The following is a 24,070-nucleotide window of genomic DNA, read 5'->3' as shown; positions in this document are numbered from 1 at the left end:
GCATCCAGCAACGCGTGCCTCAAACCAGCGCGTCTTTATCAATCCCTAAACGCTTCATGCGCGACAGCAGCGTTGTGCGCTTAAGCCCCAGTCGCTGAGCTGCACCTTTCGGGCCTGCGACCACACCGTTGGTCTCTTTCAGCACCCGCAGGATAAGCTGATACTCGTCTTCCCCTTCCTGGGCGACTTCGGTCGCAACGGGCGGTTCGCCAGGCGAGAGCATGCCGATATCCGGCAGTGAAAGTTGCAGCACGTTTCCTCGCGTCAGCAGAACGGCTCGCTCCACCACGTTCTCCAGTTCGCGCACATTCCCCGGCCATTCCATATTGCTAAGCGTGCGCAACGTTTCAGCTGGAATGCTGTCGATATTGCGCCCCAGGCGGCGAGCGATTTTAAAGGTGAACGCTTTCACCAAAAGAGGAATATCCTCCGGGCGTTCGCGCAGCGGAGGAAGCCGGATCGGAAAAACGTTGAGGCGGTAGTAGAGATCGCTACGAAATTCGCGATCCTCGACCATTTTTTTCAGGTCACGGTTGGTAGCGGCGATCAGACGCACGTCGGTCTGGATCAGCTTATTGCTGCCCAGACGCTCAAATTCCTGTTCCTGTAAGACGCGCAGGAGCTTAGGCTGTAATTCCAGCGGCATGTCGCCCACTTCATCCAGGAACAAAGAACTTTTATCCGCCAGCTCAAAGCGGCCAATGCGTTGCGCACTGGCACCGGTGAAGGCGCCGCGTTCGTGACCGAACAGGTCACTTTCCAGCAGGCCTGCGGGCATAGCCGCGCAGTTCATCTTCACCATCCTGCGTGCGTTACGCCCGCTCAGATTGTGGATTGCGCGGGCAATCAGCTCTTTACCGGTGCCGGTTTCACCGAGGATCAGCACGGTGCTGTCGCTCTGGGCCACCATCTCGACCTGCTTGAGCACGCTGTACATCGCATCGCTGCGCCCGATGATCTCGCCAAATTCACTGTCGACATTGTTAAGCTGTTCGGTAAGCGCCAGGTTTTCATCCACCAGCCGTTCTTTCAGGCGATGAATTTCCTGATAGGCGAGGGCGTTGTCCACGGCGATGGCGACGCGCCCGGCAATCTGGCGCAACAGGTTCAGGTTAGCGGTGGTAAACACTTTTTCTTCACACTGCGCCAGCTTGAGTACGCCGAGCATGGTGTTGCCCGACATCAGCGGTAGCAGGCACAGCGTCTGAATCTGGTTGCCCCACGTATCGAACAGCATGCGTTCATATGGGGCCAGCGCGTCCCGTTCATTCAGGTTAATCAGCAACATCTCTTTGCTTTTAAATACCCGTTCCGTCAGGGTGCCGGCTTCATCGACTTCGCTTTGTTCGTGTGCGGGATGATTTTCATCGAGGTAGTGAGTGGAGTAAATGCTGAGCTTATTTTTTCGGTGGCTGCGCAGGACAATGCTGATGTCGTCAATATTGAAATAGTGATGGATCTCTTTGGCGACTTCACTCACCAGCTCATCCATGTCGAGCCGGGAGAGTACGGCGTTAGTGATGGCGACCAGAATACGAAAGTTGTCGCGTTCGCGGCACAAGAGATCGTAATCGACGTTATTCGTGACCCGGCACTGAATTTGCTCCGCCACCACGCCGACAATCTGGGTGAAGGTTTGCAGACGCTCGTACTCTTTTTCGTTCCAGGGACGATCGTCGTTGCGGATAAATTCGCAGCCGCCAAAAATGCGCCCATCCGCTGCCAGCGGCAGCAGGCAGTAGTGGCCAAATGGCGCGTAAAGTTCGCCAGCGGCCAGTTGCGGCCAGGTTTCTGAAAATTCGTGATAATTGCAGTGCAGGGCGTCCGGGCGGGAAAGAAGCCGGCGGACCGGGCCATGGGCGAGTACGGTTTCGTCTTCGTAGATGACGGGTTTGCCGTTATCGCGCGTGGCGTAATACGACGCGCGCTGCGTTTGCGCTTGCCACAACACAATCGCCGCGCTGTCGGCAAGCGCTGAACGCTTTACCAGTTGCGCAAGCGCCTCGCTTAGCGATTGCAGGTCGGGCTGCTGTAATAATGTGCGAGTGATGTCGAACAATCCTTGCTGCCCGAGATCGCTCATCGGTGTATACGACATATTGCTTTTCCAGGAAAGTACCGCTGCGCGGTGCGAAAAAGAAATTAAATTATAGGTATAGAGACTCAACTTCCGCCGGATGGCGACAAAAAACGCCTTATCCGGCCTACGGTTCGAACAATTTGTGTAGGCCGGATAAGGCGACGCCGCCATCCGGCATAATGACGGACTTAACAGATCCGCGGCAGCGGTTCTGCATGCGGTAAATCCAGCGTGCGCTTCACGCCGTAAAGACCGGCCAGGCGCACGCCTTTACGTTCGACCACTTCGCCAATCAACGCCGCGTCACGTCCCAGCGGATGTGCATGCAGGGCCGCTAATACGTGCTCTGCTGCCTGACGTTCAACGGCAATCACCAGTTTGCCTTCGTTGGCAAAGTTGAGTGCCTCCAGCCCCAGCAGTTCACATACTCCCCGAACGGCGGGCTTCACGGGAAGTGCGGATTCGGACAGCTCAACGCCACAACCGCAGGCAGCGGCAAACTCATGGACGACCGCATTAACGCCGCCACGAGTGGCGTCGCGCAGGGCTTTCACACCAGGGATATCGCGCAGCGACTGAATCAGCGGAGTTAATACCGCGCAGTCGCTGAAAAGCTCGCCATCCAGACCCAGTTGTTCACGCAGATTAAGAATCGTTGCCCCGTGATCGCCCAGCGTTCCGCTGACCAACAGCACATCGCCTGCGGTCAGGGTTTGCGCGCCCCAGTGAATATTGGCGGGAATCGCGCCCATTCCGGCGGTATTGATAAACAGTTTGTCCGCCGCGCCGCGCTGCACCACTTTGGTATCGCCGGTGACGATCGCGATGTTAGCTTCACGCGCGGTAGCCGCCATGCTGTTCACCACGGTTTTCAGCGTCTCCATCGGCAAACCTTCTTCGAGGATAAAGCCACAGGAGAGATAGCGAGGGATTGCGCCGCTGACGGCGACGTCATTGGCGGTGCCGCAGATCGCCAGTTTGCCGATGTTGCCGCCGGGGAAGAACAGCGGGTCAATAACATAACTGTCAGTGGAGAAAGCCAGACGATCGCCTTCGGCGACCAGTTGTGCCAGTTCAAGCCGTGCCTGATCTTCCTGTTCCGCCAGCCACGGGTTGGCAAACGCCTCCATAAACAGGCTGTTAATCAGTTGCTGCATAGCCTGGCCGCCGCTGCCGTGGGCGAGTTGTACGCTGTTCATGCTTCACACTCCTGCTGACGATACTGATACCAGGCGGCGCATGCGCCTTCAGATGAGACCATCAGTGCGCCAAACGCGGTCTCGGGATTACAGGTCTTGCCAAACAGCGGGCACTGATGCGGTTTACATTTCCCGGTCAGCACATCGCCGCAACGGGCGCGCGGATCGTCATACACCTGCTGCGGCGCCGGGCGAAAATGCGCTTCGGCATCAAAGCGCTGATAATCAGGCGTCAGATGCACGCCGGAGGATTCAATCACCCCAAGCCCGCGCCATTCGCTGTCGCCGGTGACGCAAAACACCTCGGCAATGGCTTTTTGCGCCAACAAATTCCCGGCATCCGGCACCACACGACGGTACTGATTTTCGACCTGGCTGTGGGCCGCTATTTTCTGCTCAACCAGCATCACGACGCCTTGCAGTAGATCAAGCGGTTCGAATCCGGCGACCACCAGCGGACGATGAAACTCGCTGGCAATAAAATGATACGCGTCGGTACCGATCACCATACTGACGTGGCCTGGCGCAAGGAACGCGTCGATGCCGTTGTCGGGTTGTTCAAGCAGACTGCGCAGGGTAGGAATCAGCGTGATGTGCTGGCAGAAGAAATAAAAGTTCTGCACGTCACGCTGTTTTGCCTGCTGTAGCGTAATGGCGGTGGTCGGCATCGTGGTTTCGAAACCCAGACCGAAAAAAACAACTTTTCGCGTCGGGTTATCCTGCGCCAGTTTGAGCGCATCCATCGGCGAGTAGACGATGCGAATGTCTGCGCCGCGGGCTTTCGCCTGTAACAGTGAGCCCTGTTTGCCCGGCACGCGCATCGCGTCGCCAAAGGTACAAAAAATCACCTCCGGATGGCTGGCAATCTCTATACAACTGTCGATACGTCCCATCGGTAACACACAAACCGGGCAACCAGGGCCGTGGATAAATTCCACGTTGTCGGGGAGCAACTGGTCGAGACCAAATTTGAAGATCGCGTGCGTGTGGCCGCCGCAGACTTCCATTATGCGCAGCGGACGTTCGGCGGTATACAGCAGATGCGCGGCGCGTTCACGCAGGTGCTCAATCAGTTGCATCACCTGTTCCGGCGCGCGGTATTCGTCAACAAAACGCATTATCTTTCCTCGCCATACAGCAAAGCGCCGACGTCCGGCTCAACATCAAACATATTCTGGAGCGCATCGAGCGTGTCGCGCGCTTCGGCTTCGTTAATTACGCTCATCGCAAAACCGACGTGAACCAACACCCACTGGCCCAGACGGGGTTCACCGTGCTCATCGCAACTGCCGACCAGCGTAAGGTCGACGTCGCGCTGAATGCCGCAAACATCGACTTTCGCCTGGTTGCCTTCAATGGTGCGGATTTGGCCGGGAACGCCTATGCACATCGCTGTGCCTCCAGCCAGTTCAGCCACTGATCCATCCCTTCACCGCTGGTGGCTGAAATCAGGATGATCTCAATGTCCGGGTTCACTTCCCGGGCGCTGGCCAGGCACTTCTCTACGTCGAAATTCAGGTACGGCAGCAGATCGACTTTATTGAGCAGCATCAGCGAAGCGGCGGCGAACATATGAGGATATTTCAGAGGCTTATCTTCACCTTCAGTGACAGAAAGCACGGCGACTTTATGTCGTTCGCCGAGATCGAAGCTTGCCGGGCAGACGAGGTTGCCGACGTTTTCGATAAACAAAATACCGTTGTCGGCAAGTGGCAGTCGCGGCGCGGCGTCGGCAATCATCTGCGCGTCGAGGTGGCAGCCTTTGCCAGTGTTAACCTGAATGGCGGGCGTGCCGGTGGCGCGAATGCGTGCGGCATCGTTGACCGTCTGTTGATCGCCTTCAATGACCGCGCACGGTACGCTGTCTTTCAGTTTCATCAACGTTTCGGTGAGCAGAGTTGTTTTACCGGAACCGGGACTGGAGACGAGGTTAAGCACCAGTTGCTGACGCGCCGCGAAGCGGGCGCGGTTGCGCTCGGCCAGGCGGTTGTTCTTATCCAGCACGTCGATTTCCACTTCCAGCATCCGGCGCTGGCTCATGCCTGGCGCGTGGGTGCCGGCTTCACCGTGACCGTAGTGCAAATCGCCTTCTTCCGTCTGGCTCGGGGTGAATTCGGTCGTTTTAATGCCGGTAATATTCAGCGCCGGGCGAGCTGCCGGGGCAAAGGGCGCGCTGCGAAACGCGGAATGAGGGTTATGCTCATCACCCTCTATATAAAGGTTGCCTTCAGCGCAACCGCATGTAGTACACATCGCTCACTCCTGATCTATTTCTATTCGCCGGATCTGTAATCCGTCATCGGCCACGATCTGCAGCATGTCGCTATTGCATTGCGGGCAACGACGTACGCGCTGAGTCAGTAAGGTGACGTATTGCTGACAGGATTCACACCAGCATTCGGCTTCTTGTTCCTCGAGGTGCAGTTTACAACCTTCCGCAACGGTGCCACGGCATACCAGATCAAAACAAAAGGAGAGAGCGCTGGTTTCTACGCAAGAAAATGCGCCAATTTTGAGCCAGACCCCAGTTATCCGTTTTGCGCCGTGCGCGACGGCCTGTTGTTCGATCAATTCCAGTGCCCGCTGGCAAAGGGTTATTTCGTGCATAGTGCCTCCCGATATGATGGGCAGGGTTAAGCAATAATTATGCCAGCCTGAAAATTGGGTGTGCTTGTCAATGACGATGATGACGAAATGACATGTCATCTCGGCGTCGACAGCCGTCATTTATTTTTAAATTCATGAAAAAACAAATGGTTAAAAACTGGCATGAAAAATGCTTATGGCAGGCTATCTCTGTTAAACGGGTAACCTGACATGACTATTTGGGAAATAAGCGAAAAAGCCGATTACATCGCGCAGCGGCATCGTCGCCTACAGGACCAGTGGCATATTTACTGCAACTCGCTGGTTCAGGGGATCACCCTGTCGAAAGCGCGCCTGCATCACGCGATGAGCTGCGCGCCGGATAAAGATCTCTGCTTCGTGCTGTTCGAACACTTTCGTATTTACGTCACGCTGGCGGATGGCTTTAACAGCCACACCATCGAGTACTACGTCGAAACCAAAGATGGCGAAGATAAACAACTGGTTGCGCAGGCGCAGTTGAGTATTGACGGCAAAGTCGATGAGCAGGTCAGCAACCGCAATCGCGAGCAGGTGCTGGAGCACTATCTCGACAAAATCTCCAGCGTCTATGACCGTCTGTATGCCGCTGTCGAAAGCGGTTCGCCGATCAATCTGAGCCAACTGGTGGCGGAACAAAATCCGGCGGCCTGAAGGCGGTGCTTTGCGTCGTGTCGTTGGTCGTCACGACGAATTGAGGGACAGATATGTCGAACAGTGTCGAAACTGACATCTCGTCGGCATGTTTTCGTCAAAAATGACTATCACCTGAGGAATGCCTGGTGAATCGTTTTGTAATTGCTGACTCCACGCTCTGTATCGGCTGTCACACCTGTGAGGCCGCCTGTTCAGAGACGCATCGCCAGCACGGCCTGCAGTCTATGCCGCGCCTGAAAGTGATGTTAAATGAAAAAGAATCCGCGCCGCAGCTTTGCCACCATTGTGAAGATGCGCCTTGCGCTACCGTTTGTCCGGTTAACGCGATTAACCGGGTGGAGGGCGCCGTACAGCTTAATGAAAGCCTGTGTGTAAGCTGCAAACTGTGCGGCATTGCCTGTCCGTTTGGCGCGATCGAATTTTCCGGCAGCCGTCCGCTGCATATCCCGGCCAACGCCAATACGTCGAAAGCTCCACCAGCTCCCCCTGCGCCGGCTCGCGTCAGCACGTTGCTGGACTGGGTTCCGGGCGTGAGGGCTATCGCGGTGAAATGCGATCTGTGCAGCTTTGACGAACAAGGGCCAGCCTGCGTGCGGATGTGCCCGACCAAAGCCCTGCATCTGGTGAATAACATGGACATCGCCCGCGCCAGTAAACGCAAACGTGAGCTGACTTTCAATACCGACTTCGGCGATCTCACCTTGTTTCAGCAGGCGCAGAGTGGGGAGGCAAAATGAGCGCAATTTCACTGATCGCCAGCGGCGTGGCCTGGTTTGCCGCTGCCGCCGTCCTGGCATTTCTGTTCTCTTTTCATAAAGCGCTGAGCGGCTGGATTGCTGGCGTGGGCGGCGCGGTGGGGAGCTTGTGTACCGCCGCGGCGGGTTTCTCCGTGCTCATCAACGCTGTCGCGGTGCGCGGCGTGATGCCGTTTATCGGTCACAGCGTACAAATCACCCCATTGAATGCCATCTGGCTGATTACGCTGGGGCTGTGTGGACTGTTCGTCAGTCTGTACAACATCGACTGGCATCGCCATCCGCAGGTGAAAGCTAACGGCCTGCTGGTGAATCTGCTGATGGCCGCGGCGGTGTGCGCGGTTGCCGCCAGCAATCTTGGCACGCTGGTGGTGATGGCGGAAATCATGGCGCTGAGTGCGGTGTTCCTGACCGGATGCAGCAAAGAAGGCAAGCTGTGGTTCGCGTTGGGGCGTCTCGGTACGCTGCTGCTGGCGATTGCCTGCTATCTGGTGTGGCAGCGCTACGGCACGCTGGAGTTACGCCTGCTCGACCTGCGTACCCAGGAGCTGCCGCTGGGTTCTGACATCTGGCTGCTCGGCGTGGCGGGTTTTGGTCTGCTGGCCGGGATTATTCCACTCCACGGATGGGTGCCGCAGGCACACGCGAACGCCAGCGCTCCGGCGGCAGCCCTGTTCTCCACCGTGGTGATGAAGGTCGGTCTGCTGGGCATTCTCTCGCTATCGCTGATTGGCGGTAATGCGCCGCTGTGGTGGGGCGTGCTGCTGCTGGTGCTCGGCATGATCACCGCGTTTGTTGGCGGTCTGTATGCGCTGATGGAGCACAATATTCAGCGCCTGCTGGCGTATCACACCCTGGAAAACATCGGCATTATTCTGCTCGGTCTGGGGGCTGGCGTAACCGGGATTGCGCTCAATCAACCGACGCTGATTGCGCTGGGCCTGACCGGTGGGCTTTATCACCTGGTGAACCACAGCCTGTTCAAAAGCGTACTGTTCCTCGGAGCGGGCAGCATCTGGTTTCGTACCGGGCATCGCGATATCGAAAAACTGGGCGGCATCGGCAAACGCATGCCGGTCATTTCCATTGCAATACTGGTGGGGCTGATGGCGATGGCTGCATTGCCGCCGCTGAACGGCTTTGCCGGCGAATGGGTTATCTATCAGTCCTTCTTCAAGCTGGGCAACAGCGGCGCATTTATTGGTCGTCTGCTGGGGCCATTACTGGCGGTTGGACTGGCGATCACCGGTGCGCTGGCGGTGATGTGTATGGCGAAAGTGTATGGCGTGACCTTCCTCGGCGCGCCGCGCACGAAAGAAGCGGAAAACGCCTGCTGTGCGCCTCTCCTGATGGGCGTCAGCGTCGTGGCACTGGCGATTTGTTGTGTGCTGGGCGGGGTTGCCGCGCCGTGGCTGCTGCCGCTGCTGGCGACCGCAGTGCCGTTACCGCTGGAAACCGCCAACACCACGGTTTCACAACCGATGATCACGCTGCTGCTGATCGCGTGTCCGCTGCTGCCGTTCATCATCATGGCTATATTCAAAGGCAACCGTCTGCCGTCGCGTTCACGCGGTACGGCATGGGTCTGCGGCTACGATCACGAGCAGTCGATGGTCATTACCGCGCATGGTTTCGCGATGCCGGTAAAAGAGGCCTTTGCGCCGATCCTCAGACTGCGTAAATGGCTCAATCCGGTATCGCTGATTCCGGGCTGGCAGAACGCAGCTGCTCCGGTTCTGTTCCGTCGCCTGGCGCTGATTGAGCTGGCGGTGCTGGTGGTGATTGTGGTTTCACGAGGAGCCTGAGAATGAGTGTTTTATATCCGTTAATTCAGGCGCTGGTACTCTTTGCCGCCGCGCCGCTGTTATCCGGCGTAACCCGCGTGGCGCGTGCCCGTCTGCACAATCGTCGCGGTCCTGGCGTATTGCAGGAGTATCGCGACCTGATCAAACTGCTGGGGCGTCAGAGCGTCGCGCCGGCGGATGCCGGCTGGGTCTTTCGCCTGACGCCGTTTGTGATGGTGGGCGTCATGCTGACCATCGCCACCGCGCTGCCGGTGGTGACTGTGGGGTCACCGCTGCCGCAACTGGGCGATTTGATCACGTTGATTTATCTGTTCGCCATTGCCCGTTTCTTCTTTTCCATTGCTGGTCTGGATACCGGTAGCCCGTTCACGGCAATCGGCGCCAGTCGCGAAGCGATGCTCGGCGTGCTGGTGGAGCCAATCCTGCTGCTGGGACTGTGGGTCGCTGCGCAGGTCGCGGGTTCCACCCATATCAGCAATATCACCGATACGATCTATCACTGGCCAGCAGCCCGCAGCATCCCGCTGATTTTGGCACTGTGCGCCTGTGCGTTCGCCACCTTTATCGAAATGGGAAAACTGCCGTTCGATCTGGCGGAAGCGGAGCAGGAGTTGCAGGAAGGCCCGCTGACCGAATACAGCGGCAGCGGCTTCGCGGTGCTGAAGTGGGGCATTAGTCTCAAACAGCTGGTGGTGCTGCAAATGTTTGTCGGCGTGTTCCTGCCGTGGGGACAGATGGAAACGTTCAGCGCAGGTGGATTGCTGCTGGCGCTGGTGATTGCCATCGTCAAGCTGTTGGTCGGCGTGCTGGTGATTGCCCTGTTCGAAAACAGCATGGCGCGTCTGCGTTTTTGCGCCACTTCACGCGTGACCTGGGCCGGATTTGGGTTTGCGTTTTTAGCCTTCGTCTCCTTGCTGGTGGCGTGATTTAAGAGAGTTTGAGCATGTCTGAAGAAAAAATTGGTCAACAATACCTTGCAGCACTGCACCAGGCTTTTCCTGGCGTGGTACTGGACGAAGCCTGGCAGACCCGGGATCAGCTGACCATCACCGTGAAGGTCAACTATCTGCCGGAAGTGGTCGAATTCCTTTACTACAAGCAGGGCGGCTGGCTCTCCGTGCTGTTCGGCAACGATGAACGTCAACTTTGCGGTCATTACGCCGTGTACTACGTGCTGTCGATGGAGCAGGGCACCAAATGCTGGATCACGGTACGTGTTGAAGTTGATGCCAATAAGCTGGAATTCCCGTCCGTCACGCCGCGCGTTCCGGCTGCCGTCTGGGGCGAACGTGAAGTGCGCGACATGTACGGTCTGATCCCGGTCGGTCTGCCGGATGAACGCCGTCTGGTGTTGCCGGATGACTGGCCGGACGAACTCTATCCGTTGCGTAAAGACAGTATGGATTATCGTCAGCGTCCGGCACCGACCACCGATGCGGAAACCTACGAGTTCATTAACGAACTGGGCGACAAGAAAAATAACGTGGTGCCGATTGGCCCGCTGCACGTTACCTCAGATGAGCCCGGGCACTTCCGCCTGTTCGTTGACGGCGAAAACATTATCGACGCCGATTACCGTCTGTTCTACGTCCATCGCGGCATGGAGAAACTGGCGGAAACCCGGATGGGCTATAACGAAGTCACCTTCCTGTCGGACCGCGTATGCGGGATCTGCGGCTTTGCCCACAGCACCGCGTATACCACCTCCGTTGAAAACGCGATGGGCATCGCAGTGCCGGAACGCGCGCAGATGATCCGCGCCATTCTACTGGAGGTAGAGCGTCTGCATTCCCACCTGCTGAACCTCGGCCTGGCCTGTCACTTCACCGGTTTTGACTCCGGCTTTATGCAGTTCTTCCGCGTACGCGAAACCTCCATGAAGATGGCGGAGATCCTGACCGGAGCGCGTAAAACCTACGGTCTGAACCTGATTGGCGGGATTCGTCGCGATCTGCTGAAAGAGGACATGATCCAGACCCGTCAACTGGCGCAGCAGATGCGTCGTGACGTGCAGGAACTGGTGGATATGCTGCTCAGTACGCCGAACATGGAACAGCGCACCGTGGGAATTGGTCGTCTGGATCCAGAGATTGCGCGTGATTTCAGTAACGTTGGGCCGATGGTTCGCGCCAGCGGTCACGCTCGTGACACCCGCGCCGATCACCCGTTTGTCGGTTACGGCCTGCTGCCGATGACGGTTCACAGTGAACAGGGCTGCGATGTGATCTCTCGTCTGAAAGTGCGCATCAACGAAGTGTACACCGCGCTGAATATGATCGACTTCGGTCTGGACAACCTGCCGGGTGGCCCGCTGATGGTTGAAGGCTTCACCTATATTCCACACCGCTTTGCGCTGGGCTTTTCCGAAGCGCCGCGCGGTGATGATATTCACTGGAGCATGACCGGCGACAACCAGAAGCTGTACCGCTGGCGCTGTCGTGCGGCGACTTACGCCAACTGGCCGACCCTGCGTTACATGCTGCGCGGCAACACCGTTTCTGATGCACCGCTGATTATCGGTAGCCTTGACCCTTGCTACTCCTGTACTGACCGCATGACCGTGGTGGATGTGCGTAAGAAGAAGAGCAAAGTCGTGCCATACAAAGAACTTGAGCGCTACAGCATTGAGCGTAAAAACTCGCCGCTGAAATAAGGAATCGCCATGTTTACCTTTATCAAAAAAGTCATCAAAACCGGCGCACCGACTTCGTCTTATCCGCTGGAGCCGATTGCAGTTGATAAAAACTTCCGCGGCAAGCCGGAGCACAATCCGCAGCAGTGCATTGGTTGTGCGGCCTGCGTGAATGCCTGCCCGTCGAATGCGTTGACGGTGGAAACCGATCTGGTCAGCGGCGAACTGGCCTGGCAGTTCAACCTCGGGCGCTGCATCTTCTGCGCCCGCTGCGAAGAAGTGTGCCCGACGGCGGCGATCAGGCTTTCGCAGGAGTATGAGCTGGCGGTGTGGAAGAAAGAGGATTTCCTCCAGCAGTCCCGTTTTGCACTGTGCAACTGCCGCGTATGCCATCGTCCTTTCGCTGTTCAGAAAGAGATTGATTACGCCATTGCGCTGCTTAAGCACAACGGCGACAGCCGCGCGGAGCATCACCGTGAAAGCTTTGAGACCTGCCCGGACTGCAAGCGTCAGAAGTGCCTGGTGCCGTCCGACCGAATTGAACTGACTCGCCATATGAAAGAGGCCAGCTGATGAGCCATTTATTAGGTCCGCGTGACGCAAACGGTATTCCGGTACCGATGACGGTGGATGAGTCCATCGCCAGCATGAAGGCGTCATTACTGAAAAACATCAAGCGTTCAGCCTATGTTTACCGCGTGGACTGCGGCGGCTGTAACGGCTGTGAAATTGAAATTTTCGCGACCTTGTCACCGCTGTTCGACGCCGAACGCTTTGGTATCAAAGTCGTACCGTCACCGCGTCATGCGGACATTCTGCTGTTCACCGGCGCGGTTACGCGCGCGATGCGCTCCCCGGCGCTGCGTGCCTGGCAGTCTGCGCCCGATCCGAAAATCTGTATCTCATACGGCGCCTGCGGCAACAGCGGCGGTATCTTCCATGACCTGTACTGCGTCTGGGGCGGTACCGACAAAATTGTGCCGGTGGATGTGTATATTCCGGGATGCCCGCCAACGCCTGCGGCAACGCTGTACGGTTTTGCGATGGCGCTCGGCCTGCTGGAGCAGAAAATTCACGCTCGAGCGCCTGGCGAACTGGACGATCAGCCCGCGGAAATTCTGCATCCGGACATGGTGCAGCCGCTGCGCGTGAAGGTCGATCGCGAGGCGCGTCGACTGGCCGGTTATCGCTATGGCCGCCAGATAGCCGATGATTACCTGCGCCAGCTCGGTCAGGGTGAACATCAGGTGGCGCGCTGGCTGGAAGCGGAAAGCGATCCGCGCCTGACCGAGATTGTCACGCACCTGAATCAGGTTGTCGAAGAGGCGCGAATCCGATGAGTGAAACAGTGGTGTTCAGTCAACTGAGCCGTAAGTTTATTGATGAGAACGATGCGACGCCCGCCGAGGCGCAGCAGGTTGTCTATTACAGCCTGGCGATTGGTCACCACCTAGGGATCATCGACTGTCTGGAAGCCGCGCTGACCTGCCCGTGGGAGGCGTATCTGGCGTGGATTGCCACGCTGGAAGAGGGCAGCGTGGCCCGTCGGAAAATGGAAGGGGTGCCGAAGTACGGCGAGATCGTCATCGATTTTAATCATGTGCAAATGCTGGCGCACGCGTTCGATCGTGCGCTTGCGGTACAGACCCCGGAGCAGCAGGCATGGAGTAAACAGATGCTTAGCATGCTGCATGATATTCATCAGGAGAGCGCCATTTACCTGATGGTGAGGAGACTGCGTGACTGACGTTTTACTGTGTGTAGGCAACAGCATGATGGGCGATGACGGCGCGGGCCCGCTGCTGGCAGAAAAATGCGCGGCGCAGGCAAAGGGAAACTGGGTCGTGATCGACGGCGGCAGCGCGCCGGAAAATGACATCGTCGCCATTCGCGAACTGCGCCCGGATCGCCTGTTGATCGTAGATGCCACCGACATGGGGCTCAATCCCGGCGAGATCCGCATTATCGATCCTGATGATATCGCCGAGATGTTCATGATGACCACCCACAATATGCCGCTGAATTATCTGGTCGATCAGCTCAAAGACGATGTCGGCGAGGTGATCTTTCTCGGAATTCAGCCGGATATCGTCGGGTTCTATTATCCTATGACTCAGCCAATTAAGGACGCCGTCGACACCGTTTACCAGCGTCTCGACGGCTGGAAGGGCCACGGCGGCTTCGCGGAATTGGAGGCGTCGTGATTTCATGCCGGATGACGGTCCTGGCCTCATCCGGCCTGTTCTTCTCTCACCTGTTCGATCACTAATTTCCCCTGCATCACCGCCACATTGACAATAGTGCCGGTCGGAAAACCCGCCTGTTCCAGCCAGTCGCCATTAATGGTTAACGACGCATGCCGGCTATAGCGGCGCGTATTGCCGGTTTTCGGGTCCTCATGGCGCTTTCTGACATAGCTCACCTTTAAACGACGAAACGGCCTGATGATAGCGATTTCAGGACTGCCAGCCTCAATAGTCATAAACGATTCCTTGTTACCCACGAGTAGATGAAAATACCTGTATAAAATGCCAGTAAAAAAGGGAAGGGGCAAACCGGAAACTGGAAGGGAGATAACGGAAACGAAATGCAAATGATGTAACGCGGGAAGGGGGCCGGATAATGCGAGCGCTATCCGACCTCCTGTTTACGCCAGATCCTGGCCGTTGCTGGCGATCACTTTTTTATACCACCAGAACGATTTCTTGCGGATTCGCGCCAGCGTGCCGTTCCCGGCATCATCACGGTCAACATAGACGAAGCCGTAGCGCTTGCTCATCTCACCCGTCGACGCGGCCACCAGATCAATACAACCCCAGGTGGTATAACCCATCAGCGGCACGCCGTCCTCAATGGCGTCAGCCATCGCACGGATGTGTTCGCGCAAATAGCTAATACGATAATCGTCATTAATATTGCCGTCGGCATCGACTTCATCTTTTGCCCCAAGGCCGTTTTCTACCAGAAACAGCGGCTTCTGGTAACGGTCGTACATCATGTTCATCGTGATGCGCAGGCCAAGCGGATCGATTCCCCATCCCCAGTCGCTAACCTGAAGGTGTGGATTGCGCAATGATTTCACCACGTTTGCCGCACTGGTGTTTTTCGTGTTCATCTCCGCCGAGGCGCAGCGTGACGCATAATAGCTGAAGGAGACAAAATCGACGGTGTTTTTCAGAATCGCTTCGTCTTCCGGGGCTTTCTCAATCACCACGCCTTTCTCGCGGAACACGCGGGCGGAATAGGCCGGGTAGGCGCCGCGCGCCTGAACGTCGATGAAAAACAGGTTTTCACGATCTTTTTCCAGCGCTGTCCAGACATCTTCCGGCTTACAGGAGTACGGGTAAAAATTCCCGCCCGCCAGCATGCAGCCCACCCGGTTCTGCGGGTTGATCTCATGGGCGATCTTCGTTGCCAGCGCGCTGGCGATCAGCTCATGGTGCGCGGCCTGATATTTCACCTGATCCTGATTTTCCCCCTCTTCAAACACCAGGCCCGCGCCAGAGAACGGACTGTGCAGCATGATGTTGATTTCATTGAAGGTCAGCCAGTATTTCACCAGCCCGTTAAAAGCTTCAAAACAGGTACGCGCATAGCGGGTGAAAAACTCCACCATTTTGCGATTACGCCAGGAGCCGTATTCGGTAACCAGGTGCATGGGCACGTCGAAGTGGCACAGCGTCACCAGCGGTTCAATGCCGTATTTTTTGCACTCCGCGAAAAGATCCCGATAGAACGCAATACCTTCCTCGTTGGGCGTCAGTTCGTCGCCGTTGGGATAAATTCGGCTCCAGGCAATCGAGGTGCGAAAGACGGTGAAGCCCATTTCCGCCATCAGGGCGATATCGTCTTTATAACGATGGTAAAAATCAATCGCCTGATGGCTGGGATAAAATTCGTCATTCCGCAACTGGAAGCGTTTCTCCAGGCCCAGTTTGACCGGCATACGATGTTCGCCGTGCGGGATCATATCGACAGTGGTCAGCCCTTTGCCGCCTTCCCGGTATGCGCCTTCAGACTGGTTGGCGGCGAGTGCGCCGCCCCATAAAAATCCTTGCGGAAATACAGCCATAATAAACCTCAGTGAATAACAGTCAGGCGCTGGCGCCTTTTACCGTAGCGGCTTGTGCAGCCTGGTTTTTTCTTGCCTGTGCGGCCGCGTCTTCGACGGGGATATCCTCAAAGCCCAACAGCAGCGTCAGAACAAACGACAACACCACCGCCAGCGCCATGACGCCGAACACCCAAACAATGGTCATGGGATTGGCCGGGTCGAAGAACTGAACGCTGGTAAACAGGCCCGGCGCTGCCATCGAGTGGCTGGCGAGTCCGGCCATTCCGGCGACCGCGCCACAGATAAAGCCGCTGATCAGGCTGGCGATCAGTGGACGTTTCAGGCGCACCGCCACACCGTAGAGCGCGGGTTCCGAAATTCCGGCCATGATGGCCGAGGCCGCCGCTGCCAGCGCAGTCTGGCGCAGTTCCGGGTTTTTCGTTTTCCAGGCTACCGCCAGCGAGGAGCCGCCAAGCGACAGGTTGGCGCCAATTTCGGACGGCATAACCATCCCTTCTTTGCCCGTTTCGGCAATCGTCTGGATAATGGTCGGTGTAAACACGCGGTGCATCCCGGTCATTACCAGCAGCGGCCACAGTGCGCCCATAATGGCGACAGAGAGCCAGCCGAGATAGCCGTGAATGGTATAAACCAGCGCGGAAATCGCGCTACCGATCCAGATGCCAATTGGCCCGATCAGTACGATAGCCAGCGGGGCGGCGATCAGCACGATCAGCATGGGTTTCAGGAAGTTTTTGGTGACCGCGGGCGTAATGCGATCCACCCAGCGTTCGATGTACGACAGACACCAGGTCATCACCAGCGCCGGAATAACCGTATAGGTGTATTTCACCGCGGTGACCGGGATCAGTGCGAATTCAACGTGTTCGCCCTGCGCCGCTTTCGCCATCAGGTCGATAAAGCTCGGATGCACCAGCACCCCGGCAATGGCGATCGCCAGCGACATGTTGGTTTTAAACTTAATCGCCGCCGACGCCGCCACCATTAACGGCAGGAAGAAGAAGGCGCCATCGCCGATCACGGTCAGGATCGTTAACGTGGAGGAGCCTTTTTCCAGCACGCCGGTCATTTCCAGGATCATCGCCAACAGTTTGAGCATCGATCCGCCGATAATCGCCGGGATCAGCGGCGACATAGTGCCGATCAGCGCATCAAGGATCCCCGCGCCAATGCGTCTGAGCGTCAGCCTGGGTTTGCCAACGGGCTCGGCGGGTTGCATATCGCCCGGCAGCAGACTGACAACTTCACGATAGGCCTGAGAGACGGTATTGCCGATGATGACCTGGCACTGGTTGTCGCTACGCACCACGCCGAGTACGCCGCTGAGGGTTTTAAGCGTGGCAGCATCGACCAGCGTGTCATCTTTCACGACGAAACGCAGACGCGTCATGCAGTGTGTCACTGCAGTGATATTGTCGACGCCGCCCAGAGCCGTCACCACGGAGCGCGCCAGCGCTGCATAATTCTTGGACATAGGATTTTTATCCTGTTTTATCAGTAGGGTACGTTTTATTTTTGCCGCATGATCGGTCGTGAGATCGTCGGTGATGAAACGTTCATGGGAAACCGGTTCCACAAAATCATGATGAGTTTATTTTGTTTCAGCAAGAATTAATTTTGGTTATTGCTCGTAATTGTGATGTTCGTCACTGGTGGTTTTTGGCCGTGCTTTAGCATCTGAGACAACCACGTAGCGGTGCAGTACACTGCATCTCATTGCGAGAAAAGGAAGAAAACTTATGACGACGATGCTGGAGGTAGCGCAGCGGGCCGGGGTGTCGAAGGCGACGGTCTCGCGGGTGCTTTCAGGGAATGGCTACGTCAGCCAGGAGACGAAGGACCGCGTATTTCAGGCGATTGAGGAGAGCGGCTATCGGCCTAACCTGCTGGCGCGTAGCCTGGCGGCGAAAACCAGTCAGACGCTGGGGCTGGTGGTGACTAACACCCTCTACCACGGCGTCTATTTTAGCGAACTGCTGTTTCATACCGCGCGGATGGCGGAAGATAAAGGGCGTCAGCTTCTGCTTGCCGATGGCAAACACAGCGCGCAGGAGGAGCGTCAGGCGATCCAGTATCTTCTGGATTTACGTTGTGACGCCATCATGATTTACCCGCGTTTTCTCAGCGTGGATGAGATAGATGACATTATCGACAGCCACTCGCAGCCGATTATGGTGCTTAACCGCCGGTTACGGAAAAACAGCAGTCACTGCGTCTGGTGCGATCAAAAGCAAACCAGCTATAACGCCGTGGCGGAACTGATTGCCGCAGGCCACCAGCAGATTGCGTTTATTACCGGCTCAATGGACTCACCCACCGGGGTTGAACGCCTGTCCGGGTATAAAGAGGCGCTGATCCGACACGGTATCGCCGTCAATGACAACCTCATCGTCAAGGGGAAATGGACCCCTGCCTGCGGTGCCGCCGGGGTGGAAACGCTGCTTTCTCGCGACGTGACGTTCAGCGCGCTGGTGGCCAGCAATGACGACATGGCGATTGGGGCCATCAAACAGTTGCATGATAATGGGCTGGCCGTACCATCGCAGGTGTCGGTGATCGGTTTCGATGATATCGCGATGGCGCCCTACACCATACCGGCGCTCTCCAGTGTCAAAATCCCGGTGACGGAGATGATTCAGGAGACCATTGGGCGACTCATTTTTATGCTGGACGGCGGGGCGTTCACGCCACCAAAAAGCTTCACTGGCACGCTGATCCGCCGCGACTCTCTTACACCGATTGTCGGTTGTTAGAATTGTCACGTGTCATCGTCATTCGTGACGATGACACCGAAATCGTCGTCCTTTGTTTTAGAATATCTTTAAATTACAGTTAGATAAAAACTGGCATGATTTGTGAATGCTTCGGCACATTATCCGTTATTGCTGGAGAATTTGATGAACCGTTTCATCATTGCAGACGCCAATAAGTGCATTGGTTGCCGTACCTGTGAAGTGGCCTGCGTGGTCTCCCATCAGGAAAACCAGGACTGTGCGTCACTGACCCCTGAAACCTTTTTACCCCGTATTCATGTGATCAAAGGTGTTAACGTCTCGACGGCGACGCTGTGCCGCCAGTGCGAAGACGCGCCGTGTGCCAACGTCTGTCCGAACGGTGCCATCAGCCGCGATAAAGGCTTCGTGCATGTGATGCAGGAACGCTGTATTGGCTGCAAAACCTGCGTGGTGGCCTGCCCGTATGGCGCTATGGAAGTCGTGGTGCGTCCGGTTGTGCGTAACAGCGGTGCGGGTCTGAACGTACGGGCGGAAAAAGCGGAAGCCAACAAGTGCGATCTCTGTTATCACCGCGATGCCGGTCCGGCCTGTATGGAAGCCTGCCCGACGCATGCCCTGATTTGCGTTGATCGTAATAAGCTTGAGCAACTCAGCGCAGAAAAGCGTCGTCGCGCGGCGCTGGATTCTTCCGCGTCTTTGCTTTTCTGATTCCTGCCGCAAAAATCACTCAGGAAACGCGCTGGCATCAAGGGAATTCCCGGAAATTTTCGTAAAATACATTTCCGGGAATGATGATGGCGAGAATGATGTAATGGCAACAAATACCCCCTCCGGCGTACAGCTCCGTATTCGCGGCAAAGTTCAGGGCGTCGGCTTTCGTCCTTTCGTCTGGCAGCTGGCACAGCAGCTTCAGTTGCATGGCGACGTCTGTAATGACGGCGATGGTGTGGTGGTGCGATTGCTGGAAGATCCCGCGCTGTTTATCAATGAACTGCATGCCCATTGTCCGCCATTAGCGCGTATCGACAGCGTAGAGTGCGAGCCATTTAACTGGCTACAACAGCCTGAAGAATTCAGCATTCGCCAGAGTGCGGGCGGCACGATGAACACCCAAATAGTGCCCGATGCCGCGACGTGCCCGGAATGTCTTGCCGAAATGAATACACCCGGTGAGCGTCGTTATCGTTATCCCTTTATCAACTGTACCCATTGTGGCCCGCGTTTTACCATTATCCGGGCGATGCCCTACGATCGTCCGTTTACCGTAATGGCATCATTTCCGCTCTGCCCGCAATGCGACAGCGAGTATCGCGATCCGTATGACAGACGTTTTCACGCCCAGCCGGTGGCCTGCCCGGCGTGTGGTCCGCATCTGCGCTGGCTGAGCGGCGAACACCAGGCGGAAAAAGAGACGGCATTGCAGGCTGCGGTTGAGATGCTGAAGGCCGGGGGCATTGTTGCCGTTAAGGGGATCGGCGGGTTTCATCTGGCCTGCGATGCGCGAAACGGTGCTGCGGTGGCAATGCTTCGTGCGCGTAAGCGTCGTCCGACAAAACCGCTGGCGGTCATGCTGCCTGATGCGTCGGGCCTGCCGGATGCGGCTGTCCGACTGCTGAAAACGCCCGCCGCGCCGATTGTGCTGGTCGATAAACAACATGTTGCCTCGCTGTGTGACGGCATTGCGCCCGGGCTTGCGGAGGTGGGCGTGATGCTTCCCGCCAATCCGCTCCAGCATCTGCTGCTCCAGGAACTGAAGCGCCCGCTGGTGATGACTTCGGGTAATCTCAGCGGTAAACCGCCGGCCATCAGTAATGAACAGGCGCTCGATGATTTGCAGGAGATTGCTGACGGTTTCCTGCTGCACAATCGCGATATCGTGCAGCGAATGGACGATTCGGTGGTGCGTGAAAGCGGTGAAATGCTGCGTCGCTCGCGGGGATTTGTCCCGGATGCGCTGGCGCTGCCGCCGGGATTTGAGAATGTGCCACCGATGCTGTGTCTGGGAGCGGATCTGAAAAACACCTTCTGCCTGGTGCGCGGCAAGCAGGCGGTGATCAGCCAGCATCTTGGCGATCTCAGCGATGACGGGATTCAGAATCAGTGGCGTGAGGCGCTGCGGCTAATCCAGAACATCTATGATTTCACGCCGCAACGCATCGTTCATGACGCTCATCCGGGCTATGTTTCCAGCCAGTGGGCGAGCGAAATGAACCTGCCGACGGAGATTGTGTTGCATCATCATGCCCATGCCGCGGCGTGCCTTGCCGAGCACGGCTGGCCGCTGGACGGCGGCGATGTCATCGCCCTGACGCTGGATGGTATCGGAATGGGTGACGCGGGGGTACTGTGGGGCGGAGAATGCCTGCGGGTGAATTACCGTGAGTGTGAACATCTTGGCGGACTGCCCGCCGTGGCGCTTGCCGGTGGCGATCTCGCCGCGAAGCAGCCCTGGCGCAATCTGTTAGCGCAGTGTCTGCGCTTCGTATCGGACTGGCAGCGTTATCCGGAAACGGCCGGTGTACAGCGGCAGAACTGGAACGTGCTGACACGCGCGATTGAGCGCGGAATTAACGCACCGCTGGCCTCCTCCTGTGGGCGTCTGTTCGATGCGGTTGCCGCAGCGCTGAACTGTGCGCCAGAATCGCTCAGCTATGAAGGGGAGGCCGCCTGCGCACTCGAGGCGCTGGCGTCGCAATGCGCGGGTATTAAACATCCGGTCATGCTTCCCTTGACGGGGAATCAACTGGACCTGGCAACCTTCTGGTCGCAGTGGCTGAACTGGCCGGCAACGCCCGTCGAACGCGCATGGGCGTTTCATGATGCGCTGGCGCAAGGGTTTGCCGCGATGCTGCGCGAACAAGCCACCGCACGCGGGATCACAACGTTAGTCTTCAGCGGCGGTGTAATGCATAACCGGCTTTTATCGGCGCGTCTGGCGCATTATCTGGCCGATTTCACGCTGCTGTTTCCGCAACAGTTACCGGCAGGCGACGGCGGACTGTCGCTGGGACAGGCGGTGATTGCTGCGGCGCGTGGGACGCCAACTTAATTATTCTTTGTGATGATAGGGTCAACCAAACAGTTGTGTCCGCAGTGAGTTGTGGTGCTGTGGTTCTCTATGCGGGGCTGGTTGGCGTGATATAGGGTCGTGATGCCAATTTAGTGATAATGATGAATTAAATCGGCGCCACGATTGCCATTGTAGACACCGCATTGCGCCTCAGTTCTCCCTATAGCCTGTCCAGTGCCGCCACTCTGCTGTAACGGTTAAAGGCATGACCCAATATTTTTACTATACACTTAAATTATTTCATTAACGTTTTTCTTACTAAAACACATGTTTTATTTTTTAAATCAACATGATAAACATACATTTTACCACCTCCACCTTGGCTATACATATTTCCATCAGATTTGAAAAAAATGATCTCAATAAACTCTTTTGTATCTTCAATACTTGCATTATAACTTTCAAACGACTCATTATCTGGCAAGCAATTAGATACAATTTTTAAGGATGATTGTTCTCTGCCTGTTAAATAAATCACATCCTCTCCAAAAGCACTGCATATTGTGCATAGCATGAAAATAAAAACAAAAAATTTCATAATATTTCATCTCAGAGACTTTCTTGTTTTTTTTGGCTGTATTTAAGATAGGTATTCTCTGGTGTCCCCAGATAACTTGAATACTCTTTTTCTCCTTTAGCATAAAAATCAGCGCTACTTTTATCTGTCGGTGAAAAATGTAAGCTATCATAAGCATCATTTTCCTTTAAAACCTTATTTCCTTTTGTATCAGAAAAATATCCATGCGTATGATATACACCAACCCTTTTCGAGTCGTCAGGACAGGCTGCTTTGTATGGGTTCACCCCTGCTAAACTGCCTTTTAGAGGACCAGTATAAAAATAGTTCTTATCCTTTTTGCATATCAAACCACCATATTCTTGATTATTTTCAATTGAATCAGCGTTGCACATTTTTATAGCAAATAATCCGGCCTCATCCGCATTTGAAAATAAAAATTGATCTAACCCCAATGGATCTATGTAACTAACTGGATCTAATGGATAAATATATTGATTCCATCCCCCCATCAACCCTATCGGGTCCTGCGTGATATACCTTCCCTGTAACGGGTCGTAGTAACGGTGCCGGTTATAGTACAGTCCTGTCTCTTTATCATACTGCTGGCCCGGCAGGCGGATGAGCTGCTCCAGGTTATGCTGGTTATCTTCCCGCACCATATTCCCCCATTCATCAAACTCTGCGCGCCACGCTATGGTCCCGTTAATGTCAATCAGCGCCAGCGGCAGGCCCCGGTGGGCGCTGCAAGTTATCGTGATAGCAAATTATAACTTAATCTGGTTTGCCATTATCTCTTGAGAGGTCTTATGTTAAGACTGTAATTCATTCTTAATCTAATTCTTATGGCTAGAATACTTATCTAACTTTTCTCTATATTTTGAATTCAGAATCAAGGCGATTGAGAATATCCAACCGCCTGATAAGAAAGTTACCGAGCAGAAATAGAAAACAGCATTGTCATTGATAGTGTTTAATAATGATGAAGGAAAATAAAGCCATTCTATTAATGTATAAACTATGAATGGAATAGAAAACATAACCGTTAGAAGAGTGATCCTAAAAATTTTTCCATTTACATTTCCATAAATTGAATTGATAATCAAAAATGATATTAAGCTTGAAGCAAAGACATAAGGCCAGTTTTCTCTACCGACTTTATGTGTTCCTGCCAATATATAGTATTGAAGAACACAGCATATAATGGAACTTATATATAAATATATATATTGTTTGGTTTTTAACATCAGGTCGCTCCTGTAAGTGAAATTATTATCACTTTACTCCAGCTTTTGAATAGTCTATGCCTGCATCTCTGAATAAATCCCCTGGGAAAAAAGTTCCCCCTGTAACACGAGGAAAAAAAGGAGATCCTTCAAGAACAGTAGACACTGTTGAGGCGCATGCAGGACCAGACCTGTCACCTAACTCCATAACTTTTTTATAGAAATTCATTTCTGCCTCAGCAGTAGTTTCATAGTTGCAGGTAATATCGACAGTAGAATTATCATGTTTTCTATAGAAATCTTTATATTTCTCAAATGACGCATTGTCATGAAATAACTGATCCCCGTTCCCTGTATCAATTGATCTGGCATATGAACCAGAAGGATCATATATTACAGACTCATACTGTCCGTTATCAATATAGGCTCTTTCAATAAATAACGACGCATGGTCTCTGAATCCTGGCAACAATGACATTGATCCTTTTGTTACTAAGATACATGTTTTTAATCCCATCGGATCTATATTATTCATTGGGTCTAAAGGATATCTGTAAGCGTTTAGCCCCCCCGCTAGCCCAATCGGATCCTGCGTGATATACCGCCCCTGTAACGGGTCGTAGTACCGGTGCCGGTTATAGTACAACCCCGTCTCTTTATCATACTGCTGCCCCGGCAGACGAATGAGCTGTTC

Annotated in this window: 24 protein-coding genes and 1 pseudogene; 12 read left to right on the top strand and 13 right to left on the bottom strand. The window is 55.1% G+C overall.

All coding sequences use genetic code 11. The features are described 5' to 3' along the window. Nucleotides 1-19: 19 nt before the first annotated feature. The 6 genes from flhA to hypA form a co-directional block, all read right to left on the bottom strand. Complete coding sequence (gene flhA / locus QNN88_RS08460) at nt 20-2,098, bottom strand: formate hydrogenlyase transcriptional activator FlhA (RefSeq protein ID WP_414239831.1); 2,079 nt, start codon at nt 2,096-2,098, stop codon at nt 20-22. Nucleotides 2,099-2,268: 170 nt separating this feature from the next. After that, complete coding sequence (gene hypE, locus QNN88_RS08455) at nt 2,269-3,279, bottom strand: hydrogenase maturation carbamoyl dehydratase HypE (RefSeq protein WP_414239830.1); 1,011 nt, start codon at nt 3,277-3,279, stop codon at nt 2,269-2,271. Then, entirely contained in the window at nt 3,276-4,397 is a 1,122-nt protein-coding gene (hypD, locus tag QNN88_RS08450; RefSeq protein ID WP_414239829.1) for a hydrogenase formation protein HypD, read from the bottom strand. Before hypD ends, hypE begins: the two co-directional genes overlap by 4 nt. Beyond that, complete coding sequence (gene hypC, locus QNN88_RS08445) at nt 4,397-4,669, bottom strand: hydrogenase 3 maturation protein HypC (protein ID WP_414240222.1); 273 nt, start codon at nt 4,667-4,669, stop codon at nt 4,397-4,399. The genes hypD and hypC overlap by 1 nt, the downstream gene beginning before the upstream one ends. Next, nucleotides 4,660-5,532 carry a hydrogenase nickel incorporation protein HypB gene (gene hypB, locus QNN88_RS08440; RefSeq protein WP_414239828.1) on the bottom strand — a complete coding sequence of 291 codons (873 nt, stop codon included), beginning with the start codon at nt 5,530-5,532 and terminating at the stop codon, nt 4,660-4,662. Before hypB ends, hypC begins: the two co-directional genes overlap by 10 nt. A 3-nt stretch (nt 5,533-5,535) precedes the next feature. Continuing rightward, complete coding sequence (gene hypA / locus QNN88_RS08435) at nt 5,536-5,886, bottom strand: hydrogenase maturation nickel metallochaperone HypA (protein ID WP_414239827.1); 351 nt, start codon at nt 5,884-5,886, stop codon at nt 5,536-5,538. A gap of 210 nt (nt 5,887-6,096) precedes the next feature. Here hypA and hycA point away from each other — a divergent pair, with 210 nt between their 5' ends. The 9 genes from hycA to hycI all read left to right on the top strand — a co-directional run bounded on the left by hycA (nt 6,097) and on the right by hycI (nt 13,957). Continuing rightward, nucleotides 6,097-6,558 carry a formate hydrogenlyase regulator HycA gene (gene hycA, locus QNN88_RS08430; protein ID WP_414239826.1) on the top strand — a complete coding sequence of 154 codons (462 nt, stop codon included), beginning with the start codon at nt 6,097-6,099 and terminating at the stop codon, nt 6,556-6,558. Nucleotides 6,559-6,686: 128 nt separating this feature from the next. Further along, a complete protein-coding gene (gene hycB, locus QNN88_RS08425; RefSeq protein ID WP_414239825.1) occupies nt 6,687-7,298 on the top strand; it encodes a formate hydrogenlyase subunit HycB in 612 nt (203 codons plus the stop codon). Beyond that, complete coding sequence (gene hycC, locus QNN88_RS08420; protein WP_414239824.1) at nt 7,295-9,121, top strand: formate hydrogenlyase subunit 3; 1,827 nt, start codon at nt 7,295-7,297, stop codon at nt 9,119-9,121. The genes hycB and hycC overlap by 4 nt, the downstream gene beginning before the upstream one ends. A 2-nt stretch (nt 9,122-9,123) precedes the next feature. After that, the gene (locus tag QNN88_RS08415) at nt 9,124-10,047 is read left to right on the top strand and encodes a respiratory chain complex I subunit 1 family protein (RefSeq protein ID WP_042322638.1); all 924 of its coding nucleotides are present in this window, start codon (nt 9,124-9,126) and stop codon (nt 10,045-10,047) included. Between the two features lie 17 nt (nt 10,048-10,064). Then, nucleotides 10,065-11,774, top strand: a complete 1,710-nt coding sequence (hycE, locus tag QNN88_RS08410; RefSeq protein WP_414239823.1) for a formate hydrogenlyase subunit HycE — start codon at nt 10,065-10,067, stop codon at nt 11,772-11,774. 9 nt (nt 11,775-11,783) lie between these two features. Beyond that, the gene (locus QNN88_RS08405) at nt 11,784-12,326 is read left to right on the top strand and encodes a formate hydrogenlyase complex iron-sulfur subunit (RefSeq protein WP_414239822.1); all 543 of its coding nucleotides are present in this window, start codon (nt 11,784-11,786) and stop codon (nt 12,324-12,326) included. Beyond that, the gene (gene hycG / locus QNN88_RS08400) at nt 12,326-13,093 is read left to right on the top strand and encodes a formate hydrogenlyase subunit HycG (protein WP_042999592.1); all 768 of its coding nucleotides are present in this window, start codon (nt 12,326-12,328) and stop codon (nt 13,091-13,093) included. The genes QNN88_RS08405 and hycG overlap by 1 nt, the downstream gene beginning before the upstream one ends. Continuing rightward, nucleotides 13,090-13,500 (top strand): formate hydrogenlyase maturation HycH family protein, encoded by a 411-nt coding sequence (locus QNN88_RS08395; protein WP_414239821.1) that lies wholly within the window; start codon nt 13,090-13,092, stop codon nt 13,498-13,500. The genes hycG and QNN88_RS08395 overlap by 4 nt, the downstream gene beginning before the upstream one ends. After that, the gene (hycI, locus tag QNN88_RS08390) at nt 13,493-13,957 is read left to right on the top strand and encodes a hydrogenase maturation peptidase HycI (RefSeq protein ID WP_414239820.1); all 465 of its coding nucleotides are present in this window, start codon (nt 13,493-13,495) and stop codon (nt 13,955-13,957) included. Before QNN88_RS08395 ends, hycI begins: the two co-directional genes overlap by 8 nt. 26 nt (nt 13,958-13,983) lie before the next feature. Here the strand turns inward: hycI and QNN88_RS08385 are convergent, their stop codons facing one another. From QNN88_RS08385 to ascF, 3 genes are all read right to left on the bottom strand, one after another. Further along, a complete protein-coding gene (locus tag QNN88_RS08385) occupies nt 13,984-14,235 on the bottom strand; it encodes a SymE family type I addiction module toxin (protein WP_414239819.1) in 252 nt (83 codons plus the stop codon). Nucleotides 14,236-14,400: 165 nt separating this feature from the next. Further along, nucleotides 14,401-15,825: a 6-phospho-beta-glucosidase gene (locus QNN88_RS08380; RefSeq protein ID WP_414239818.1), complete on the bottom strand. Its 1,425-nt coding sequence runs from the start codon at nt 15,823-15,825 to the stop codon at nt 14,401-14,403. Between the two features lie 22 nt (nt 15,826-15,847). Continuing rightward, the gene (gene ascF, locus QNN88_RS08375; protein ID WP_414239817.1) at nt 15,848-17,302 is read right to left on the bottom strand and encodes a PTS cellobiose/arbutin/salicin transporter subunit IIBC; all 1,455 of its coding nucleotides are present in this window, start codon (nt 17,300-17,302) and stop codon (nt 15,848-15,850) included. A gap of 265 nt (nt 17,303-17,567) precedes the next feature. On the opposite strand from ascF, the gene QNN88_RS08370 reads away from it, so the two are divergent. The 3 genes from QNN88_RS08370 (at nt 17,568) to hypF (ending at nt 21,612) form a co-directional block, all read left to right on the top strand. Further along, nucleotides 17,568-18,581, top strand: a complete 1,014-nt coding sequence (locus tag QNN88_RS08370; protein ID WP_414239816.1) for a LacI family DNA-binding transcriptional regulator — start codon at nt 17,568-17,570, stop codon at nt 18,579-18,581. A gap of 144 nt (nt 18,582-18,725) precedes the next feature. Continuing rightward, a complete protein-coding gene (hydN, locus tag QNN88_RS08365) occupies nt 18,726-19,271 on the top strand; it encodes an electron transport protein HydN (RefSeq protein WP_042999599.1) in 546 nt (181 codons plus the stop codon). A 103-nt stretch (nt 19,272-19,374) separates the two neighbouring features. Beyond that, nucleotides 19,375-21,612 (top strand): carbamoyltransferase HypF, encoded by a 2,238-nt coding sequence (gene hypF / locus QNN88_RS08360; RefSeq protein WP_414239815.1) that lies wholly within the window; start codon nt 19,375-19,377, stop codon nt 21,610-21,612. 256 nt (nt 21,613-21,868) lie between these two features. Here hypF and QNN88_RS08355 read toward each other — a convergent pair whose 3' ends face one another. The 4 genes and pseudogenes from QNN88_RS08355 to QNN88_RS08340 form a co-directional block, all read right to left on the bottom strand. Then, the gene (locus tag QNN88_RS08355; protein ID WP_414239814.1) at nt 21,869-22,171 is read right to left on the bottom strand and encodes a hypothetical protein; all 303 of its coding nucleotides are present in this window, start codon (nt 22,169-22,171) and stop codon (nt 21,869-21,871) included. 11 nt (nt 22,172-22,182) lie between these two features. Further along, nucleotides 22,183-22,890 (bottom strand): annotated as a pseudogene (locus QNN88_RS08350) (RHS repeat-associated core domain-containing protein); the annotation flags it as partial. A 96-nt stretch (nt 22,891-22,986) separates the two neighbouring features. Then, nucleotides 22,987-23,397 carry a hypothetical protein gene (locus QNN88_RS08345; protein ID WP_414239813.1) on the bottom strand — a complete coding sequence of 137 codons (411 nt, stop codon included), beginning with the start codon at nt 23,395-23,397 and terminating at the stop codon, nt 22,987-22,989. A 28-nt stretch (nt 23,398-23,425) separates the two neighbouring features. Beyond that, nucleotides 23,426-24,070, bottom strand: a 645-nt coding sequence (locus QNN88_RS08340; protein WP_414239812.1) for an RHS repeat-associated core domain-containing protein, incomplete at its 5' end; no start/stop codon positions are given.

The sequence above is a fragment of the Citrobacter sp. ANG330 genome (genome assembly GCF_047467925.1).
GTDB lineage: Bacteria > Pseudomonadota > Gammaproteobacteria > Enterobacterales > Enterobacteriaceae > Citrobacter_A > Citrobacter_A amalonaticus_G.
Note: the sequence above shows the minus strand (reverse complement) of the source record. Positions and strands in the feature narration are given on the sequence as shown.

What these genes read in the sequence shown, in the direction of transcription:
- flhA (WP_414239831.1), bottom strand. Translation starts at nt 2,098, where the DNA reads ATGTCGTATACACCGATGAGCGATCTCGGGCAGCAAGGATTGTTCGAC.
- hypE (WP_414239830.1), bottom strand. Translation starts at nt 3,279, where the DNA reads ATGAACAGCGTACAACTCGCCCACGGCAGCGGCGGCCAGGCTATGCAG.
- hypD (WP_414239829.1), bottom strand. Translation starts at nt 4,397, where the DNA reads ATGCGTTTTGTTGACGAATACCGCGCGCCGGAACAGGTGATGCAACTG.
- hypC (WP_414240222.1), bottom strand. Translation starts at nt 4,669, where the DNA reads ATGTGCATAGGCGTTCCCGGCCAAATCCGCACCATTGAAGGCAACCAG.
- hypB (WP_414239828.1), bottom strand. Translation starts at nt 5,532, where the DNA reads ATGTGTACTACATGCGGTTGCGCTGAAGGCAACCTTTATATAGAGGGT.
- hypA (WP_414239827.1), bottom strand. Translation starts at nt 5,886, where the DNA reads ATGCACGAAATAACCCTTTGCCAGCGGGCACTGGAATTGATCGAACAA.
- hycA (WP_414239826.1), top strand. Translation starts at nt 6,097, where the DNA reads ATGACTATTTGGGAAATAAGCGAAAAAGCCGATTACATCGCGCAGCGG.
- hycC (WP_414239824.1), top strand. Translation starts at nt 7,295, where the DNA reads ATGAGCGCAATTTCACTGATCGCCAGCGGCGTGGCCTGGTTTGCCGCT.
- QNN88_RS08415 (WP_042322638.1), top strand. Translation starts at nt 9,124, where the DNA reads ATGAGTGTTTTATATCCGTTAATTCAGGCGCTGGTACTCTTTGCCGCC.
- hycE (WP_414239823.1), top strand. Translation starts at nt 10,065, where the DNA reads ATGTCTGAAGAAAAAATTGGTCAACAATACCTTGCAGCACTGCACCAG.
- QNN88_RS08405 (WP_414239822.1), top strand. Translation starts at nt 11,784, where the DNA reads ATGTTTACCTTTATCAAAAAAGTCATCAAAACCGGCGCACCGACTTCG.
- hycG (WP_042999592.1), top strand. Translation starts at nt 12,326, where the DNA reads ATGAGCCATTTATTAGGTCCGCGTGACGCAAACGGTATTCCGGTACCG.
- QNN88_RS08395 (WP_414239821.1), top strand. Translation starts at nt 13,090, where the DNA reads ATGAGTGAAACAGTGGTGTTCAGTCAACTGAGCCGTAAGTTTATTGAT.
- QNN88_RS08385 (WP_414239819.1), bottom strand. Translation starts at nt 14,235, where the DNA reads ATGACTATTGAGGCTGGCAGTCCTGAAATCGCTATCATCAGGCCGTTT.
- QNN88_RS08380 (WP_414239818.1), bottom strand. Translation starts at nt 15,825, where the DNA reads ATGGCTGTATTTCCGCAAGGATTTTTATGGGGCGGCGCACTCGCCGCC.
- ascF (WP_414239817.1), bottom strand. Translation starts at nt 17,302, where the DNA reads ATGTCCAAGAATTATGCAGCGCTGGCGCGCTCCGTGGTGACGGCTCTG.
- QNN88_RS08370 (WP_414239816.1), top strand. Translation starts at nt 17,568, where the DNA reads ATGACGACGATGCTGGAGGTAGCGCAGCGGGCCGGGGTGTCGAAGGCG.
- hydN (WP_042999599.1), top strand. Translation starts at nt 18,726, where the DNA reads ATGAACCGTTTCATCATTGCAGACGCCAATAAGTGCATTGGTTGCCGT.
- hypF (WP_414239815.1), top strand. Translation starts at nt 19,375, where the DNA reads ATGGCAACAAATACCCCCTCCGGCGTACAGCTCCGTATTCGCGGCAAA.
- QNN88_RS08355 (WP_414239814.1), bottom strand. Translation starts at nt 22,171, where the DNA reads ATGAAATTTTTTGTTTTTATTTTCATGCTATGCACAATATGCAGTGCT.
- QNN88_RS08345 (WP_414239813.1), bottom strand. Translation starts at nt 23,397, where the DNA reads ATGTTAAAAACCAAACAATATATATATTTATATATAAGTTCCATTATA.